Genomic DNA, 18,881 nt, shown 5'->3' with positions numbered 1-18,881 from the left:
TCATGACGGCTGTTCGCGGTACGTCCGTCAAGGAAGCGGACAACAGATTCGCTATTCCCTTCATGATCACGTTTTTCGTGGGTTCGCGGACAGGAGATGCGTTATATCGGCCGATGAACCTGTTTTCGATGCCATTCGGGGACAATAGCGAATCCTGTGTCCGGCCGCTCACCCGAAAGCCTGATTTCTCCCGAATAACGGAGCCTCTGTCCGCCAGACCCGGAGGAGGGCGATCCTTTGCTCCTTTTAACACATACGGCCCCGTTCGCATATCGTACGTGTCCGCCAGAATGCCTTCATAGGATTCACTATGATGAACCATCATCGTCGTTGTTCCCTCCATGCTCGAAATGTTATGCCGCACACGGAAGGTTCATAGCAAGCATGCCAGCTTAGCCCTTCCGCGCCTCGAAATGCAATGGATGTTCTACTTTCGTAATTGTATGCATCGCAATCACTCTCTTCCAATTTTAGTAATTCCAATATAGCTCACGAAGCAGCAGCTGTCCACGAGCGGACCTGGTTAAATTCAACTATATTCGGTCAGGTTGATCAGTCGATGACCCCATTACCGCGGGCGAGCGGGTAGTTTGCTCCGTTACGCTTCGAATGTAAGCCTGCAATTCATGTATGAAAACCTTTGCCGCTTGCCCCATATACTTATCGGACCGATGAAGGATACAGATGTCTTGACTCGGCGTAGGATGCAGCAGCGTTATCGCAGCGATGGTTTCGCGATTCAAGTAATCAAGCAGCAGCCGCGGAAGAATAGACACGCCCACCCCTTGTTCGACCAAAGACAGAAGCGTCGATAGCGTAGAGGTCACGATCGGATTGTCGATTGCAAACCCTTGTTCCTGGCAGCAGGAATGGATAACCCTCGTAATCTGATGCTCCGGACCGAACATCACCATCTTCAGCTGCCGCAGTTGTTCGAACGGGACCGCCTTCGACTTGGCAAGGGGGTGATCCGCCCGGACGGCCAAAGCAAACTCCTCATGAAACAAAGGAATGATCGAGATTCGGTCATCCGGATTCGGCGGCAGCGTGGTCACGCCAAGATCCCTTGTGCCGTCGAGAACCTGCTCATACACATCGACGGTCTCCGTAACGCGGATGGAAAGCTTGGGATGCGCGCGGTGGAAGCCGATCAACAGCGCATCAAACAGCAAATCCCCGTCGCCCGGAAGAATGCCGATGTCCAGCCTTCCGCCTTCCATTCGCTTGAGATCCGCAATGGCCCCTTTCATATAGTCGATCCGTTCGAAAATGAGATGGCACTGCTCTAATAGAATCTTACCGGCGTCGGTTAAAGCGATTCGTCTGCCCATGCGATCGAACAGCGGCAGCCCGAGCTCGTTCTCCAAGAATTTGATCTGCTGGCTCAAATTCGACTGCGTCGTGCAGAGATTCTCGGCCGCCCTGGAGAAATGCATCTCCTTGCATACGGCAGCAAAATATTCAAGCTGTCTCAGTTCCATTCCGCCATCCCCTTCCAATACGTGAACGCCCATTATTGATTATAACGGATACGCCGTATAGCGGCGGCTTCGATTCGATCATTACTCAAACCGATCGATTGCATCGGAATCTCGCGATTGTTGCTTGCCGGCGGGGAAGGTACACTTTGGTTGTGAAAGCGAGTCAATCTCAATTAGGAGGCGTTTCCGCAATGGCACAATCCATCATTCATACGGGCAAGGTACTGCGTCAGATCGTTATCGGGCAGCTTCAAGGCGTTACGGATGCCCAGTTCGACATTCAACCGGAAGGCTTCAACAACACCATACGCTGGAACGCCGGCCACATGATTTATTGGATGGATAAATACGCTGCGCTGTCCTTCGGATCCCCGACCGCCATTCCTGCTCGTTACGAGACCCTGTTCAACTCCGGAACGAAGCCCTCGGATTGGACGATCGCTCCTCCGACGAAGGAAGAACTCATTCAGATCATGACGGCGCAGCTGTCCCGTCTGGCGGAGCTGAACCCGGAATTGCTTGACGAGCAATTGCAATCGCCGTTTGAAATGGGGCCGTTCCAATTCCGTACCGCGGGCGAGCTGTTCAATTTCGCGCTGCTGCATGAGGCCATTCACCTGGGAATCATTTCGAGCCAGCTGAGAGTGATCCGGTAGAAGGCTTGAGCTATGACCGAATGTATCCATGACCGATTGTATCCATGACCGATTGTATCCATGATCGATTGTATCCATGACCACTGACCAAGGAGGCTAACCGCTATGCCCTATATGGAAACCAAGGATGCTGCGCGGCTTTACTATAAGGATTGGGGCTCAGGCAGGCCGGTCGTATTCATCAGCGGGTGGGCGCTCAGTTCCGAGATGTGGAACTACCAGATGGCGGACTTATGCGCCCGGGGCTTGCGATGCATCGCGTACGACAGACGGGGACACGGCCGATCGGACGATCCGGGGCAGGGCTATCATTACGATACGCTCGCCGACGACCTTGCTATGCTCCTCGAGCACTTGGATCTTCGCGGCGTTATGCTGGTTGCGCACTCCATGGGCGGCGGAGAGCTTGTCCGCTACTTGTCCCGCCATGGCAGCGAACGCATCGCACGGTGCGTACTTATCGGCACCGCGCTGCCCTTTCCGCTCGGGACCGAGGATAATCCCGGCGGATTCGACAGCAGCCTGATCGAGAAGAACCGGGCCATGTGGAAGAAGGATTTTCCCCGTTGGCTGCAAGAGAACGCGGCTCCGTACTTCGGCGACGGGCTGCCGGGCTGTTCCGTCTCTCCCGAAATGACGGAATGGACGAAATCGGATATGCTGCGCACGTCGCACAAGGCGGTTCTCGACTGCAACCTTACGCTCGTCGAGACGGATTTTCGCCCCGAGCTGCGGAATATCCCGCTGCCCGTCCTCGTCCTTCATGGGGACAGCGACCGCTCGTTTCCCGTGGCGATGTCCGGAAGAATCGCTGCGCAGCTGCTGCCGCATAGCCGCTTCATCCTGTACGGCAACGCTCCTCATGGGCTTTACATCACCCATATGGAACGGATCAACAACGATCTTCTGGCTTTCGCGACGGAATGAACAGCATCGCTTAATGGGGCCGCCGGTTAACCGCGCGGCCCACGACGGCGTATGTTGCTAGACGGAATACCCTGCTTAACTTTTGATTTTCAAGGTCAGTTCACTGACGACTTTAATGAAATCGGGATCTTCGTGCACGGATTTGGAAATTTTATTATGAGCATGAATGATGGTCGTATGATCTCGTCCTCCGAATGCCTCGCCTATCTTGGGAAGGGAGTATTCGGTAAGCTCCCTTGCCAGATACATGGCAACCTGCCTTGGAAAAACGACGGCTTTTGTTCGTTTTCGCTCCTTGAGGTCTTCCGGTTTTAATCCATAAAACGCCGCAACATGTTGTTGGATTTTTTGAATAGTGACACTGCGCGGGGATTCGGCGGGCATGATATCTTTTAAGGCTTCTGCGGCCAACTGAACGGAATAATCTTGGTTAACAAGCGATGAATACGCGACGGTACGAATGAGCGCGCCTTCCAGCTCCCGTACATTCGTATTTATGTTATTGGCGATATACGTCATCACGTCAGTAGGAATATCAAGCTGCTCCGCCTTCGACTTCTTATATAGAATGGCAATCCGCGTCTCAAGGTCCGGCGGCTGAATATCGGTAATAAGCCCCCACTCGAATCGTGATCTCAGGCGATCTTCAAGAGTCGGGATCTCTTTCGGCTTCCGGTCACTGGAAATAATGATCGCCTTGCCTTCTTCTTGGAGCGTATTAAAGGTGTGGAAAAATTCTTCCTGCGTCTGTTCTTTTCCCGCAATGAACTGAATGTCGTCGATCAGCAAGACGTCGATATTGCGATATTTGTTCCGGAAAGCCTCTCCCCGATTATTCATGATGGCATTAATGAACTCATTCGTGAATTTCTCGGATGACAGATACAACACATTCGCATTCGGCTTGCGATCCAATACAAGGTGCCCGATCGCATGCATCAAATGGGTCTTTCCTAATCCTACCCCGCCGTACAGAAACAGCGGGTTGTATGCTTTGCCCGGCGCTTCCGCGACCGCAAGGGCGGCCGCGTGAGCGAAACGATTGCCCGCGCCGACTACAAAGGTATCGAAAGTATACCTTCGATTAAGCGTCGTCATGCCATTCGGACTCTCCGGCTCATTTAATAGCGCTTGCCGTTCGGTATCCGTCTCCGGCTTTGCGGAATCCTCCGCCTCGATGGTAATGACCACTTCGACATGACGGTTCAAACAATCGTAAACAGTGGACTTGATGAGCGTGCTATACCGGTTTTCTAACCATTCCTGAGCAAATTTGGTCGGAGCGCTCACAACTAATGTCGAGCCATCGAATAGATTCGCCTTGGAAGCGTGCAGCCAAGTGTCGTAGCTGGGCTTGCTGATCTTTGTTTTGATTGTATCGAGCACTTGCTGCCATAATTCTTGGATATGAATCTCCACCTACATTCATCTCCTTCGAATAAACATCATTTCGGAAATGGCTGGACAACCGCCTTTGTCTTTATTTATCTTTTATACTAGGTGGGAAATAGAGACATGTAAAGCAAAGCTTGCCCAGCGAGCCTATTCTCTCGAACGAGAATAGGCATGCTTCATGGAGCAAGCCGCCATCAATAATCGTCCGGATAACGCCGTGAAACGATAAACAGCGACAGTCAAGGACCAAAACTCAAGTCCGAAACTGCCGCTGTATCATGGTAATGGCGTGTCGCGTCACATCATGGAGCACACCGTACGCGCTAAGTTCAGTTATAATTGGAAATCTCAATCAGATTCCCGTCCGGATCTCTTACATACACGGACGTTATCGCGCCTAGCGCTCCCGTTCGCACGACAGGGCCTTCTTCAATGACGACTTCGCAAGCTTCTAAATGACGAATGACAGCGGACAATTGATCATCGGTTATCAAGCATAAATCCCCCGCGCCCGGCATGGGCGATTTTGCTTTGGGTTCGAATTCCTTGCCTGCCTCATGCAGGTTAATCTTGTGCCGTCCAAAATGCAGTGCCTTTCTGCCTTCTCCGAAAGTAACCGCCTGCATGCCTAGAACACGGGAATAAAAATCGCATGCGGCATCGATATTGGCGACCGTCAACACCAGATGATCGATCCGATCGATATTCATGTCCATCCCTTCCTTCCGCAAGATGCGCTATAGATTAAGATTACGACTTGCCGCCGCAAAATCCTCCTCTCCGCGACTAAGAACCGTTAGGCCGCTAGAGCGCGGGGCGTTTGCGGAGGGCGAAGGCCGCGGCTTCTATGGCCGCGACCATCAAACAGGCCGCGACGACGACGGTGAGCCAGCCCTGTCCGGCGCCGGAATCGAGCATTTGCGCCGCCGCCAGCTTGGGCAGCATGCCGGGACTGGCCGCGAGCGCATCCGGCAATAACGACGCCGTTACGGCAAGCAGGGCGAGCAGCGCGAGCGAGCAAGCCGCCGCCGCGGCGCCGCTGCGGAAGAGCGCGCTGAAGCACAGGGTGATCGCCCCGGCCAAGACAAGCCACAGCCAATCGTACAAGAATGCCGACAAGCTGCCGCTCCACACGGGCGCGCCGAACAAGGCATTCGTATAATAATAGGCCGCACCGAAGCCGGCTGCGAACGCGATGCTCGTCAAGACGAGCTGCGCGGCCCATTTGGCCGTGACGAAGCTGCGGAACCCGATTGGCTTGACGAGGATCATGGACGTGAGGCCGCCGGTCCGTTCGGCGGAGATGCCGTTCATCGCCGCCAAGGCGAGAATCAGCAGCCCGATCGTATTGAACTGCTGCAGCGTCTGCGCCAGCATTTCGCCGGCGGACGGCACCGGAATGGATATGACCGCTCCTTCCGGGAGATTCCCTGCATGCTTCAGAATCTCGGGCATGAAGTACGTCGTGACAGGCTCCATGCCGCCGAGCAGCACGAACACCAGCGTTACCCATATCAGCTTATAGCTGCGGACGAGCTCCAGCCATTCTTTGCGAAACAGAACCGTCCATTGCTTCATGAAGCATGCACCGCCTTCAAGAAAATGTCTTCCAGCGAGGCATGCCCGATTTCGAGCTTCGTGATCGGCAGCGGCATCGCAAGCAATTGCTGCATGACATGATTCCTCGCCTCTTCCGCGTCCAGTACTTGCAGCTTGACGGCGGCTTCGCCGGGCTGCAGCTCGGCGGACGCGATGGCCGGATGGGACAGCCGGCTCAGCCACTCGGCTAGCCGCTTGCGCGCCGGCCCGTTGTCTTCGACTTCGAGCGTGATGACCGGCTTGCGGTGAACGCCGCGAATCTCGCCGACCGCGCCGCTGACCAAAACCCGGCCATGCTGCAGTATGACCACGTCGTCGCACAGCTCCTCCGCATCGTGCAGCACATGCGTCGAGAAGAGAATCGTCATCTCCCGCTTCCATTCGCGAAGCAGCTCCATTACTTCGCGCCGGCCTACGGGATCGAGCGCGGAGACCGGCTCGTCCAGCACGAGCAGCTTCGGCCGATGGATGAGCGCCTGCGCCAGCCCGAGCCGCTGCTTCATGCCGCCCGAGTAACCCGAAATCCGGCGCTTGCCCGCCGCTGCGCCCAAGCCGACGCGCTCCAGCAGCTCGCCGCTGCGCTTCGCCGCCTCGCGGCCCGGCAGCCCGCAGAGCTCCCCGGCATAGCGGAGAAATTCGCTGCCGCTCATCCAGCCGTAGAAGGCCGGAATTTGCGGCAAATAGCCGATCAGCGAGCGCGGGTCCGCGCCGGGCGCCAAGCCTTGAAAGCCGACGGTGCCCGAAGACGGCGCAAGCAGTCCCGTAAGGATGCGAAGCAGCGTCGTTTTGCCGGCGCCGTTCGGGCCGAGCAGCGCGGCGCAGCGGCCTTCGAACAGCGTCAGGTCGATGCCGTCCAGCGTACGGACCGAGCCGAAGCTCCGGGAGACGCCGCGGATGCGAACGATGGCATCGTCCGCCCGCCCGGACGGCATGACGGCAGGCGCCGATGCCTGAAGATTGCCCTGGCTCATGACGACTTCCGTCCCATCAGGAAGAATAGGATGGAACCGATGATATTGAACGCGATGATAATAATGATCCACAGCCATTTCGGCCCGCGGGTCTGCTCCGCACGGACGCAGGCGACAAGCGCGGCAATGATCACGACGAGCTCGATGATGGCGAGCGGCAAAATGATCGTCAGCAGCTGATGGGTAGTTACATCCATGTTCATTCCTCCTCAAGTGCAATGCTGTTGATGAAAGCGAGGTTCTCGTTATCGCCTATACGACGACGAGGTATGCCCTTTTGTTCACGGCCGCCCGAGTAAAATCACAACAAAAAACGGCCGCTCCCGTTAAACCGGAGCGAACCGTTCGATTGTAGCTATTCAAGCCTTAGCAGCCGAGCCTATTCCTTCACCGAGCCGAGCGTGATGCCCGTTATGAAGTACCGCTGCAGCACAGGGTAAATCAACAGAATCGGCAGCATCGTCACAGCGATCTTGGCCGAGCTCAGCGTCTCGTTGGACACCTGCGTAAGCAGGCCGACGTTCTGGGTGGTTACTTTCGTCGGGTCGATCGTCAGCACCACCTGCTGCAAGTAGGTTTGCAGCGGGATGAGACTCGACTTCGTCACGTAAATCATCGCCGCGAAATACTCGTTCCAGGTGTTGACGATGTTGAACAGCGTAATCGTCGCCAGTACCGGCAGCGACAGCGGCAGATAGATCTGGAACAGCTTGCGCCAAGCGCCCGCGCCGTCCATTCCCGCCGATTCGTCGAGCTCCTTCGGCAGGTTGCGGAAGAAGTTGAGCACCAGAATCGCGTTGTATACGTTAACGAGCCCCGGAATAACGAGCACCCAGAAATTGTTCATCATGCCGAGCGATTTGATCGTCAGGTACGTCGGCACGAGGCCGGCGTTGAACATCATGACGAAGACGAAAATCCACATATACACGTTCCGCGATTTGAAATCCTTCCTTTCCCGCGACAGCGGGTACGCCATCATGACCGTCACGAACAAGCTAAGCGCGGCATAGATGAACGTTCGCTTGACCGATGCCCCGAACGAGACGAAGAACTGGTGGTCGGAGAACACTTGATCATACGCGCCCGTATTGAAGCCTTTCGGCCACAGGAACACTTGACCGGCGGCGGCAAGCGAAGCTTTGCTGAACGACAGGGCGATCGTATGGACGATAGGCGCGATGGACAGAATCGATACGACCGCCATGAACAGCAGCAGGAGGATATCGAACGACCGCGAGCCGATAGATTTGTTTTGCACCATGAAACTCACCCCATTCAAGATGAGACGGCCGAAGCCGTCCGATTATGCATCAAGCCATGATCAGAAAATCCGATAGTTGGCGAACTTGCTCGCCATGCTGTACGTGCAGACGACAAGCAGGAAGCTGACGGCGGAATTGGCCAGGCCGATCGCGGTCGCGACCTCGTATTGCGCGGACTGCAGTCCGGAGCGGTACACATACGTATCGATAATATCGCCGGTATCGAGAACGAGCGCGTTGTACATGTTGAACACCTGGTCGAAGCCGGCATTCAGCACGCCGTTCAGGCTGAGCGTCGCAAGCAGCGCAATCGTCATCGCGATGCCCGGCAATGTAATATGCAACAGTTTTTTGAAGCGGCCGGCGCCGTCGATTTCCGCTGCCTCGTACAAGGCCGGATTAATGCTCGTGAGCGCGGCTAAGTAAATGATGGTGGAGAAGCCGAATTCCTTCCATACGTTCGTCGAAATGATGATCGCGCGGAACCAATGGTTGCTGCCGAGGAACATTTGCGGATCGAGACCGAACCAGTGATGAACGATCCAGTTGACGGGTCCTTCCAGCGATAGGATGTCTTTCAGAATGCCGGCCACGACGACCCACGACAGGAAGTGCGGGAGGTAGACGACCGTTTGCACGGTGCGTTTGAACCAGCGAAGCCGAATCTCGTTCAGCAGCAGCGCGAAGACGACCGGAACGATAATGAGCGTAATGATTTTGCCGAATGAAATGATCAACGTATTGCGCAATATTTTCGCGCTTTCCGGGTTGGCCAGCACGAATTTGAAATGATCCCATCCCGCCCAGGGCGAGCCCCAGATGCCCTTCGTCGGAACGAAATCTTTAAACGCCAGGATAATCCCCGACATCGGATAAATATTAAAGATCAAGACCAACGCAAGAGCCGGCAGCAGCATGAAGTGAAAGTGCAGCGATTCCCGACGCCAAAGCTTTGCCATCTCTTTTCCCTCCTACACCGTTCGAATCCTTTGAAAACCGGGAAGGGCGCGGCGTCAACCGTCCGATTAACGACGCGCCCCGTTCCGCGGTCAGTGCGACGAGCTTACTTCGTTTCGTTGTCGTGCTGCTCGTTGACTTCCGTCGTGATCTTCTCGCCGCCGAGCTTGTTCCACGTGCTGACGAAATTGTCGAACTCGGACACCGGCTTCTTGCCCGTGATGATTTCGAGGTACGTCTTCGTCTCGAGGTCGGTCAGCGTCGTCCAGTTCTGATCCATCGTCTTGGTCGTGCCGGTGAACTCGTTGAACACGTTGTTCTGCTTCGTATGCGCGACGACGCCGTTGCCTTCCATCCAGGCGAGGTACGTCTTGTAGTTGTTCAAGTCTTTCTTCGGATTGTCTTTCTCCGATTTCACTTGATCGAAGATCGGCTTCTCGGCGGTATCGAGAATATCCGTCTGCGCCTTGCCCGCGAAGATATCGTCGAATTTGCGCACCGTGCGCGCCGTCGTATCCGTGAACGCCGGGGAAATTTGGTTGTTGTTCAAGCCGTACATGCCGCGCGTCGAATCGGACGCCTTGTAGATGCCCGTCGTTTCCAGCTCCTGAATTTCAGGGATTTTCAGCTGCGACGCCTGCTTCAGCACGTTCATGAATTTCATCGCGAGCTCCGGATGCGCGAAGCCTTTCTTCACGACCAGGAACGCGTTGGAGAAGAACTCGTTGCCGACGTTGACATGATCGTCCGTCATGACGGGATACGCTTTCCACTCGCCCTTCGGATTGTTGTCGATCGCGCTGCCGAGCGGCCAGAACGGGTTCCACCAGTTGCCGAGCATCAGGCCGGCGCGTCCGCTCGCGAGGTATTCAGCCGTCTTGTTGCCGTCGCGGAGCGCGAATTCCTTGTCGATCGTGCCGTCCTTGTACATCTGCGCCAATTTCGCAAGCGCGTCCTTCATCGCCGGCTGCGTCGAGCCGTATACCAGCTTGCCGGAATCGTCCTTCACCCACATGCCGGGGTATGCATTCAACGCCCATACGAAGCCGTTGAGCGAGAACGGCTGCGAATCGAACAGCGCATCGCCCTTCAGCGCCAGGCCAAGCGTATCCGCCTTGCCGTTGCCGTCCGGATCGTCGTTCTTGAACGCCAAGGCGATCTTCATGATGTCGTCGACCGATTTCGGCGCTTCCAGCTTAAGCTTGTCCAGCCAGTCCTGGCGAACCCAGATCATGTGCACGTTGTTCATGTCGGTAACGTTCGGCAGGCCGTACAGCTTGCCGTCGTAGGTAGCGTTCTTGAGCGCTTCGCCATTGACCGAATCTTGCACTTCCTTAACCGCCGGGCTTGCGTACTGATCGTACACTTGCGTCAGATCTTCCAGCATGCCGTTGTCGACGAGACGCTTCAGGATCGTCTTCGCCGGCGTCTTGTCGATCTTCTCGACCGTGAAGATGTCCGGCAAGTCGTTGCTCGCGATCATCAGATTGAATTTATTGAAGTAGGCCGCGCCGTTCGCTTCCCACAGCGGCGTCGATTTGATGTTAAGCGCATTCTCGATGTAGGATTTGTATTGATTCGATTCGAAAGACTCGCCCTCCGGGAATTTCTTCGCCGCTTCAGGGTTGTTGTTGAGGATGGTTGTGAACGAGACGGTTTCATCGTACTTGCCGAACGGATCCGGTTTCTCTGTCGGTTGATTCGCGTTCGCAGCCGCGCCATCGCTGCTTCCGTTCGCCGCGCTGTTGGCGTCGTTATCGTTCGATGACGATCCGCAAGCGGTTGCAATAAGGAGCAGGGCCGCCAAAGACATAGCGACGGTTATCTTTTTCTTGTTCATGATACCCCTTCTTTCGTGATGGTTGTCTTGCATGTACACATCATACCTCCGCCAGGCGCCGGGCCGGGAGGGAATTCGAATCGCGCGACGGGGGAATTCCGTTCATCCGTCGCGGCCGAAGTCCGGCGCAGTGAACGGCTTTCCGACGTAAGATGACAATTTTCGTCTGCGGCGTCCTGCAAGTCGGCAATCAAGTCCGAAATAACGAAGAAAAACCCCTGCGCTCAGCGGCGCATGGGTCTCGTAGCAAGCTCTCCAGCTTCTTGGGCTCTTGGGCTCTTGGGCTCTTGGGCTCTTGGGCTCTTGGGCTCTTGGGCTCTTGGGCTCTTAGGCTTCTTGAACTTCGTGGCCGAACCGGTTATTCGGGCCCATACGGCTTAGCGGAGATGCTTCTCCCGATACTCGGACGGCACCATGCCGGTCTGAATGCGGAAGATTTTGCTGAAATATTTCTCGTCCTGAAATCCGGTCTTCTCCGCGATCCAGTAGATCGGCATATCGGCATGCTCGATCAGCAGCCGCTTCGCCTTCTCCAGCCGGATTTCCTTCGCCGCGTCATGGAACGAGCGGCCGACGATTTCTTTGAAAATCGTGCTGAAATAGCCTTGGCTCAGGTTGACCATCGCCGCCAATTCCGCCCGGCTCCCATGCTCGCCAAGCTCCGTATGCAGCAGGTCGATCGCGCGCAGGATGGCGGCGAACACGTCGGCCGAACAGGTGAAGCCTTTCGCGAAGGCGGTCAGCTCCCGGCAATGCCGGCTGAACCAGCTCTCCCATTCCGCCAGCGTCCGATAAGCATGCCTCTCGTCCCGGCTGTCGCGGAACGTCTCGGCCATCCCGGCGAGCATCGACCACGAAGCGGCAGTCCGCTCGAACAGCTCGACCAGCAGCCGGCTGCGAGGCTGCCGGGCCCGGAAAGCAGTCAGGATGCGCTGAAATTCCTTCGCATCGAATACCCATCGCATCGCGGTCCATGCCTGCCGCAGCGATTCCAGCTCCGTCTCCGCCGTCCGACGGCCCGCGGCCGCCGATTCCAGCTCTTCGAGCGAGATCGTCCAGGTTCCGTCCGCAGGCGGATTATCATAGAATAGCTTCTCCCGCAGCGCGTAGAGCCATTCCGCCGCTTTCGCGCGCGGCTGCCAGTCCGTCACGCGAACGTAGAACGAACGGCCGGCATGATCCGTACCGGACAACTCCGTCAGCAACGCATCGACTTCCGCGCGTGTCCGATTGCCGAACAGCCAAGCGTTCCCGCCAAGCGGCATCGCGCCATTCAAGACTGCGCCGTCCGACGGCCCGGCCGCTGCTTCCGCCGCATCGGCCGCCAATACGACGAGCGCTTGCTTCGCCTCGATGAGGGAAGCGGGCGAACGCTGCTGTTCCCGATTCGACTGCATGCGCTCCGCGATCCGCTTCAGCATATCCTCCAGCACTTCGTCGGCGAGATTCGTCTTGACGACGTAGTCAATCGCCCCGAGCCGCATCGCATCCTGCAGGAAATGAAAATCCTGATGACAGGTCAGAACGACGATCACGACGGCCGGATAGCGCTCCTTCACCTGCTTCATCAGCTCGAAGCCGTCCATGGAAGGCATCGTCAAATCCGTCAGCAGCAAATCCACCTGCGTCCGTTCCATCAGCTCCAGCGCGGATTTGCCGTTGTCCGCCTCGCCTACGATCTGAAATCCCCTCGCGTCCCACGGGAGCGTCAGGATAAGTCCTTTCCGGACCAAATGCTCATCGTCCACGATCAATGTCTTGATCATCGTTCCAACCCTCCTTGATCACGACCGGCAGCTTGAGCCGCATCGCCGTCCCGACGCCAAGCTCGCTCACGACTTCCAGCCCGTACTGCTCGCCGTAGTAGACGCGCACGATATTATTGACGAACGACAGCCCGATGCCGAGACCGACCTTCCTCCGGCCGCCGCCGTCGTCTGCGGCGAATAGCTCGCTCACCTTCTCCGGCGCCATCCCTTCGCCGTTGTCCTTCACTTCAAGCACGAAGGAACGCCGGTCCTCCGCCATGCGAACAGTCACCTGTATCATGCCGTCCTTGTTCTTGAATCCGTGGTACATCGCGTTCTCGACGATCGGCTGCAGCAGGAAGCGCGGCACGACGATCGCTTCGGTATCGGTCTCCGCATCGACGATGATGTGGAATTGATAGTTGTAGCGCATTTGCTGCAGATCGATGTAATCCCGCACGGTTTGAATTTCGTCCCGGACCGTGACCAGCTGGCCTTCTTTGCCCAAATTGTAGTTCAGCACGCGCGTGAATACGGTCAGCAGCTTCACGATTTCATCCTGTCCGTTCATGCGGGCCAGCCATTGCGCGGTATTCAGCGTGTTATGAATGAAATGCGGATTGATCTGGTACATCAGCTTCTCGACTTCCAGATGGCGTTTGCGCGTCTCCTTGACCTCGATCTCGGACATGAGCCCCCGAATCCGTTTGCGCATGTCGTAGAAATGCGCGAGCAGCTCGTCGAACTCCTTGATATGAATCGCGTCCGGCGGCTCGTTGAAGCGGTTCTCGCCGAGCATCTTGAACTGCTTGCGAATGCGCTGCAACGGCCTGTAGATCATCGTCCAGATGATTCGGCCGATCAGCAGCCCGAGCAGCAGCGAGACAAGACCGGCGATGGCGAACCGCTTCAGCCAGGTGTTCATTTCCTTGTGATAGTCGCCGTTCGCGATGACGATCGCCAGCTTGATCCCGTATTTGCTCGTCGTTTCGAAGAAGACGGCGTCATTCTTCCGCTCTGCCTGCAGCGTCTTGTAATCGGCGCCGACGGGGAAGGAATCGTTCCCGCTGCGGTAAATGATTTTGCCGTTCTGATCCAGCAGCAGATGCGTCACCGGCATGCCGTAAGGCTCGCTGTTGAACAGATCGGCGATCGTCGACACATTCGTCTCGATATAGACGAAGATCGGCGGCTCTGCAGGCGCGCCGCCGTTCGAATCCGTTTCGCGCATAATCGAGAACACGGCGTTCTTGCTGTTGACGTACAGCGTCTGATGCGGTCCGTTCAACGTATATTTGCCCGGCTGCGAAGTAATCGCGTGGAAGCTGTTCAGATCGAGCTTCGGATTGATGTATAAGTTCTCGAACAGGAACTGCTTCGAATCCGGCAAATAGTAGGCCGTCAGCCCCAACAGCGGATTCGTATAGTTGATGAGCGAAATATAATCCTCGATTTCCTTGCCCAGATGCTGCTTGTCCAGCGGATCGTCCGTCTTTAAATACGCTTCCAAATCTTTGCCGACCTTCCCCTCGAACGCCAGCTGCCGCGAGGAGTAGTCGAGGTTGCTCAGGATCGAATCCAGCCCGTTCCGCTCCTGCTCCAGGTTCTTGTCGACGCCCCGCTCGACCTTGTTCTGCAGCAGATTGTACAAGCCGTAATAGGAAATCGCCCCGATGACCAGCAGCGGGATCATGACGGACATCACCAGCATGAGGATCAGCCGGAATTTCAACGTATACGGAAGCAGCTCCTGCACTTGTCTTGCCCATCTGTTCATCTGCGCGCAACACCTCTTATCAGCGCATTCTAACTCAAAATCATTCGATGCGCAAACAAATTGCGCATCTTCTCGCGCTGTCCGGCTGGCGAAAAGAATCGAATACGATCGATCAGCGTCACGATAAGTCGCATGTTGACACTATAAATTCCACTGTACCTCGATACGCTCGCAGCGTTCGCGCCCACAACCGGCTTTCACGAGCAAAAAGCGTTCCCTCCTTGGCGGAGCGAACGCTCAGATTGTAGAGAAACCCACGTTTTTGAAAACGTAGTGTTTCTTATCATATTCGGTTCTGACTAGGGGCTTGGGAGGGGTTCATCTCCCTGCAGCCTTCCTTTCCAGATGGAAGGCAATCTTCTTCATGTTCTGGACAGCTGCGGTCGTAAGCGCTTGTTCGGTCGCATTCCGATTGGACAAAAAAACGCTTTCGAGACTTTCTCGACAGCCTGGGCTGCCCGAAGGCAGCCTCAGATTGTTAAGAACTATGCGCTGCTTCGAGCAGGCTCGCGGCAAACCGTGCCCTGGAGCACGAACAGATCCGCCTGTTGGCGCTTTGCCAGCGTGGCATGGACTTGTTGGTACCGTTTCGAACCAGCCTGCTTCATGAAGGCAGCTACGCTTGCGTCCGTCGATGCAAGGAAGCGGACAGGAGATCCGTTATATCGCTGCTTTATTACGTTTTCCATGTGCTCGCGGACAAGAGATCCGTTATCTCGGCTGATAAGCCTGTTTTCGATGTCATTCGGGGGCATTAACGGATCCTGTGTCCGTGCGCTTACCCCAGCAGCCCGATTTCACCCAAATAACGGAATCTCTGTCCGCGGGTCTTAGAAAGGGCTTCATTCCGTACACGCGACATATAAGGCGTCGAACTTTCTCGACAGCCTGAGCGTTCGCTCCTTGACGGCGTGAACGCTTTTCTTTTCTCTTCTTTTCTCTTTTTTCTCTTCAGCCTCGCTCGCCGTCGGCCTTCCGCGCCGCGAACGTGACGCAATCCGACGCGAGCTTGACCGGCCTGCCCTGCCTGTCGATGTCGAAGACGAGCGGTTTGACCGTGCGCAGCATGATTTCCCAACCCGCGTAGCGTTCGCCCAGCAGCCGCAGCATATGCGCCGTCGACAGGTTGACTTCGAACATCGGGTCCAATCGTTCGCCGTTGTCCGCCGCCGTTTCGGTCACCGCTGTTCCGACGATGATGCAGTTAATCCCGCCCGCTCGGGTTCCGCGAGCCATCTCCATGAGCTTCGCTTCAAGCGCCCGGACCGAGTTCACATGCTCCAGCGTCGACACCGCTACGATGTAATCGAAACGATCCGGCGCGATCTCGTAATGCTCGATGGACGAATGCACCGGCTCGATGCGGGACTCGACGCCGAACTGCGTGCCGTACGCAGTTAATTTCGCAATGGCCGATGGCAGCAGATCCACGCAGACGACGCTGCCCTGCCTGCCCAGCAGCGACTCCGCGATCGGAATGCCGTTGCGCCCGACGCCGCAGCCTAAATCCAGGACCTGCAGCCGATCGCGTCCGTCGAACTCGGCGAGGAGCTCCATAACGGTCTTGACCGGCTTATACAGCCAAGAACCGGGTTCGAATAACCCATGACGCTCGTAACAATCGTCATGATACCGCTTCTCCTGCTCCCGAATACGGGCGATGCGCTGATCCATGTCCGCACCCTCCATCATGAGATTTCCGGCAGCCGGCGTTAACGCCGAGAGCCGCATCAACATGCCGATCCCGAGCGTTCGCTCCGCCTATGAAAGGACTGTCCTATTCCTCCGGAGCGGATTCCAGGACGCCGGCCAATCCCGTGCCTGCTTCATAACCGCCCTGCGCCATGGCCGGATCGACGCTCCACAGCTTCGCCATGAGCAGCACGTCGTCTTCGTCCGGCAGAACCGGCTCCTCCGCCTCTAGGCCGGTGAACGTCAAATTCGCTTCGCGCTCGGCGCTGCTCAAGCCGCCGTGGTCGAGAATGGTCTCGCCCTGTTCGCCAACATAGGCATAACCGCGGACGATCTCGCCCTTGCGCGCCCGAACCCAGGCATGATAGCCGACAACGCGATGCGAGGCGAAGTAGCCGGCTTCGCCGAAAGCCGCGCTTAACCGCTCCAGAAGCTGAAGCGGGCCGGGCTCTTCCTTGCCGCTTAGATCCGGCATGTACGGATTGACGACAAGCGTCCACCCGTGAACGGGGGGCGTGACGAAATAATAGCCGGCCGCTGCGCCGTTCATGCCCGTCTTCCAATTCGCGGGCTGCGGCCGCTCCAGCCGCAAGCACTTCGCCACGGCTTCCGTATCCGTCGTCCGGACGGCCAACCATTGCGTTTTGTATCCGAAAGGCACCGGCAGATCGGGCGCGGCCTCGAATTGCACCGGGTAAAGCGGATAGAGCGGGACGCTCCGCGCCGCAGCCTTCCGGGCGGCCACGGACCTGCGCTGGTTCCGCCACAGCCAGCCGATCAGCAGAATAAACATCAGGAAAGGAACTGTTGCCGCGACTAGTGGACTCATGATGCGTTGCTCCTTCTGTACACGTGTATGAATGCCTGGGAGAGATGTATTCGAATGATGGCGTTATCCGCCGTTGCGTACGGGCCGTTTCTTCTTCATCGTCACGGCGTAGGGTTCGAAGCCGGCGCGCTGCCAGAACTGCCGGCCCCGCGTATTCTCGCTCAGCACGTCGAGAACGACCGTAGCGCCGGGAGGAAACGCATGCGTCTCCAGCAGCGCGATGCCTGCCTTGCCGATGCCTTGTCTGCGATAATCGGCCGCAATGAAATACTGCCTCAGGAACACTTCCTGCCGCGCATTGTCGTACGGTTGCGGCCGCGTCTCGAACAGCGCGTACCCGACGACCGCCCCGTCCAGCTCCAGCAGCGCGCAGGACCAGCCCGTCTCCAGAAACCGGCGCATGCGCGCCTCCAGCTCCGGCAGCGTCATCGGATTCTCGCTGCCTTCGTCCGCAATCAGCTGCCGGTTCATGGGCGCGATCAGCACAGCGTCTTCCGGTCCGGCCATTCGGTAACCCAATTCAAGGTTCAAGTGCTTCCCTCCTCTGCACGCCGATTGACGCTTCATCGACCAAGCACCGTCTGACTTTGCAACTTTGCCAACCGCGAGTATTCACGCGCGCCGGGATTAGGCGTCCGATTCGCCGGGCTTCCACCCGACGTGCTGGCTCCACTTGCTCGCGCTGCGCAGCGCATCCCAGATGAAGGGATCTTTCTCTTCCGTATAGCGTTCGCGTTCGCTGCGCAGCGACTTTGCCAGCGAATGCTTGACGGCCGCGTAACGTTTTGCCTCGTGCGCATGAGCGCGAAGATAGTCCCGGAACAACAGCGCGACCTGCTCGGAGAAGCTGCCTTGCTCGCGGACATGAATATGCGTTCGCCGCATGTCCGCCGTTTCTCTGAAATACCGCTTCGTCCGGTCGGGGTTATCCGATCTGAACGTATAACCGAGCCCGGCCAAAATCTCCGCCATGGCAGGGACGTCATCGAACGATCGAACGGAAACTTGAATATCGATCACCGGCTTGGCGTCCAATCCGGCGACGGAGGTCGATCCGATATGATCGATGCGCAGCGCCTGCGCTCCGAGCGCCTCCCTGAGGCGTCCGCCGATCTCGGCGAAAGCAGCAGGCCAGCTTGCGTCGTAAGGGACGATGACGACGGGCTCCTTCATACGCTCACCCGCATCCGATAGCCGGCCAGATAGAGCTCGGCCAATTCGGGCCTGTCGCTCGCTTCGAACAGCCGCACCGCCTCTTCGATCGGCATCGCCTCCACGCGGACGACTTGTTCGCCGTCATCGGGATTGAGCGGCTGCCCGACGATCGCGACATCGCCGTACCCGATCAGCCGGCGAAACCGGGGATGCGGGATGTAAGGACGGTACGGTGCCGGAGCGCTCGATTCGCACTCGAAATGCCCGAATAGGCGGTAGGTAACGAGTTCGGCGCCCAGCTCCTCCATCATCTCGCGCCGCAGCCCGTCCAAGTAATGCTCGCCTTCGTTCAAGGTGCCCCCGGGCAGCTCCCACCGGCCGTCCTCAAGCCTCATCATGACCGCAAGCTCGCCGACGAAGGGAACGATGCTGACGTTGCTGACCAGCGACAGATCGCCGGCATCTTCTATCCATGAGAACTTGCTCGTTACCGATCCCCAGCGAGCGGGTTTCGCCAATACCGGAAATCGCGCTTCATCGAGCGGGTTCAGTCGGTTCTGCTGATTCAGATGCACTCACTCCCATCCGT

The 18,881-nt window shown here is 57.1% G+C and carries 18 protein-coding genes; 2 read left to right on the top strand and 16 right to left on the bottom strand.

Going from position 1 to position 18,881, the window contains the following annotated elements:
- Positions 1-533 precede the first annotated feature (533 nt).
- Complete coding sequence (locus GXP70_RS13285; RefSeq protein ID WP_162357263.1) at positions 534-1,481, bottom strand: LysR family transcriptional regulator; 948 nt, start codon at positions 1,479-1,481, stop codon at positions 534-536.
- 191 nt (positions 1,482-1,672) lie between these two features.
- Here GXP70_RS13285 and GXP70_RS13280 point away from each other — a divergent pair, with 191 nt between their 5' ends.
- The gene (locus GXP70_RS13280) at positions 1,673-2,137 is read left to right on the top strand and encodes a DinB family protein (RefSeq protein ID WP_162357262.1); all 465 of its coding nucleotides are present in this window, start codon (positions 1,673-1,675) and stop codon (positions 2,135-2,137) included.
- A 105-nt stretch (positions 2,138-2,242) separates the two neighbouring features.
- Positions 2,243-3,064, top strand: coding sequence for an alpha/beta fold hydrolase (locus tag GXP70_RS13275; RefSeq protein ID WP_162357261.1), 822 nt, complete (start codon positions 2,243-2,245; stop codon positions 3,062-3,064).
- A 75-nt stretch (positions 3,065-3,139) separates the two neighbouring features.
- Here the strand turns inward: GXP70_RS13275 and dnaA are convergent, their stop codons facing one another.
- The 15 genes from dnaA to GXP70_RS13200 form a co-directional block, all read right to left on the bottom strand.
- Positions 3,140-4,483, bottom strand: a complete 1,344-nt coding sequence (gene dnaA, locus GXP70_RS13270) for a chromosomal replication initiator protein DnaA (protein WP_162357260.1) — start codon at positions 4,481-4,483, stop codon at positions 3,140-3,142.
- 305 nt (positions 4,484-4,788) lie between these two features.
- Positions 4,789-5,169, bottom strand: coding sequence for a VOC family protein (locus GXP70_RS13265; protein WP_162357259.1), 381 nt, complete (start codon positions 5,167-5,169; stop codon positions 4,789-4,791).
- A 94-nt stretch (positions 5,170-5,263) separates the two neighbouring features.
- Complete coding sequence (locus GXP70_RS13260) at positions 5,264-6,037, bottom strand: ABC transporter permease (protein WP_162357258.1); 774 nt, start codon at positions 6,035-6,037, stop codon at positions 5,264-5,266.
- Positions 6,034-7,029 (bottom strand): ABC transporter ATP-binding protein, encoded by a 996-nt coding sequence (locus GXP70_RS13255; RefSeq protein WP_225442788.1) that lies wholly within the window; start codon positions 7,027-7,029, stop codon positions 6,034-6,036. The genes GXP70_RS13260 and GXP70_RS13255 overlap by 4 nt, the downstream gene beginning before the upstream one ends.
- A complete protein-coding gene (locus GXP70_RS13250) occupies positions 7,026-7,226 on the bottom strand; it encodes a PLDc N-terminal domain-containing protein (protein ID WP_162357257.1) in 201 nt (66 codons plus the stop codon). The genes GXP70_RS13255 and GXP70_RS13250 overlap by 4 nt, the downstream gene beginning before the upstream one ends.
- 182 nt (positions 7,227-7,408) lie before the next feature.
- A complete protein-coding gene (locus tag GXP70_RS13245) occupies positions 7,409-8,293 on the bottom strand; it encodes a carbohydrate ABC transporter permease (RefSeq protein WP_162357256.1) in 885 nt (294 codons plus the stop codon).
- Positions 8,294-8,353: 60 nt separating this feature from the next.
- Positions 8,354-9,253: an ABC transporter permease gene (locus tag GXP70_RS13240; RefSeq protein WP_162357255.1), complete on the bottom strand. Its 900-nt coding sequence runs from the start codon at positions 9,251-9,253 to the stop codon at positions 8,354-8,356.
- Between the two features lie 104 nt (positions 9,254-9,357).
- Complete coding sequence (locus GXP70_RS13235) at positions 9,358-11,091, bottom strand: type 2 periplasmic-binding domain-containing protein (RefSeq protein WP_162357254.1); 1,734 nt, start codon at positions 11,089-11,091, stop codon at positions 9,358-9,360.
- Between the two features lie 377 nt (positions 11,092-11,468).
- A complete protein-coding gene (locus GXP70_RS13230) occupies positions 11,469-12,857 on the bottom strand; it encodes a response regulator (RefSeq protein ID WP_162357253.1) in 1,389 nt (462 codons plus the stop codon).
- On the bottom strand, positions 12,829-14,616 hold the full coding sequence (locus GXP70_RS13225; protein WP_162357252.1) for a sensor histidine kinase: 1,788 nt from the start codon (positions 14,614-14,616) through the stop codon (positions 12,829-12,831). The genes GXP70_RS13230 and GXP70_RS13225 overlap by 29 nt, the downstream gene beginning before the upstream one ends.
- 951 nt (positions 14,617-15,567) lie before the next feature.
- Positions 15,568-16,290 carry a class I SAM-dependent methyltransferase gene (locus tag GXP70_RS13220; protein WP_162357251.1) on the bottom strand — a complete coding sequence of 241 codons (723 nt, stop codon included), beginning with the start codon at positions 16,288-16,290 and terminating at the stop codon, positions 15,568-15,570.
- Between the two features lie 103 nt (positions 16,291-16,393).
- A complete protein-coding gene (locus GXP70_RS13215) occupies positions 16,394-17,137 on the bottom strand; it encodes a hypothetical protein (protein WP_162357250.1) in 744 nt (247 codons plus the stop codon).
- A gap of 63 nt (positions 17,138-17,200) precedes the next feature.
- Positions 17,201-17,668 (bottom strand): GNAT family N-acetyltransferase, encoded by a 468-nt coding sequence (locus tag GXP70_RS13210; protein ID WP_162357249.1) that lies wholly within the window; start codon positions 17,666-17,668, stop codon positions 17,201-17,203.
- 96 nt (positions 17,669-17,764) lie between these two features.
- Complete coding sequence (locus GXP70_RS13205) at positions 17,765-18,310, bottom strand: GrpB family protein (protein WP_162357248.1); 546 nt, start codon at positions 18,308-18,310, stop codon at positions 17,765-17,767.
- Positions 18,307-18,867: an NUDIX hydrolase gene (locus GXP70_RS13200; RefSeq protein ID WP_225442787.1), complete on the bottom strand. Its 561-nt coding sequence runs from the start codon at positions 18,865-18,867 to the stop codon at positions 18,307-18,309. Before GXP70_RS13200 ends, GXP70_RS13205 begins: the two co-directional genes overlap by 4 nt.
- Positions 18,868-18,881: the final 14 nt, after the last annotated feature.

This window comes from Paenibacillus lycopersici (genome assembly GCF_010119935.1).
GTDB lineage: Bacteria > Bacillota > Bacilli > Paenibacillales > Paenibacillaceae > Paenibacillus_Z > Paenibacillus_Z lycopersici.
The sequence above is the reverse complement of the archived record's forward strand: the minus strand, read 5'-3'. Positions and strand labels throughout refer to the sequence as shown.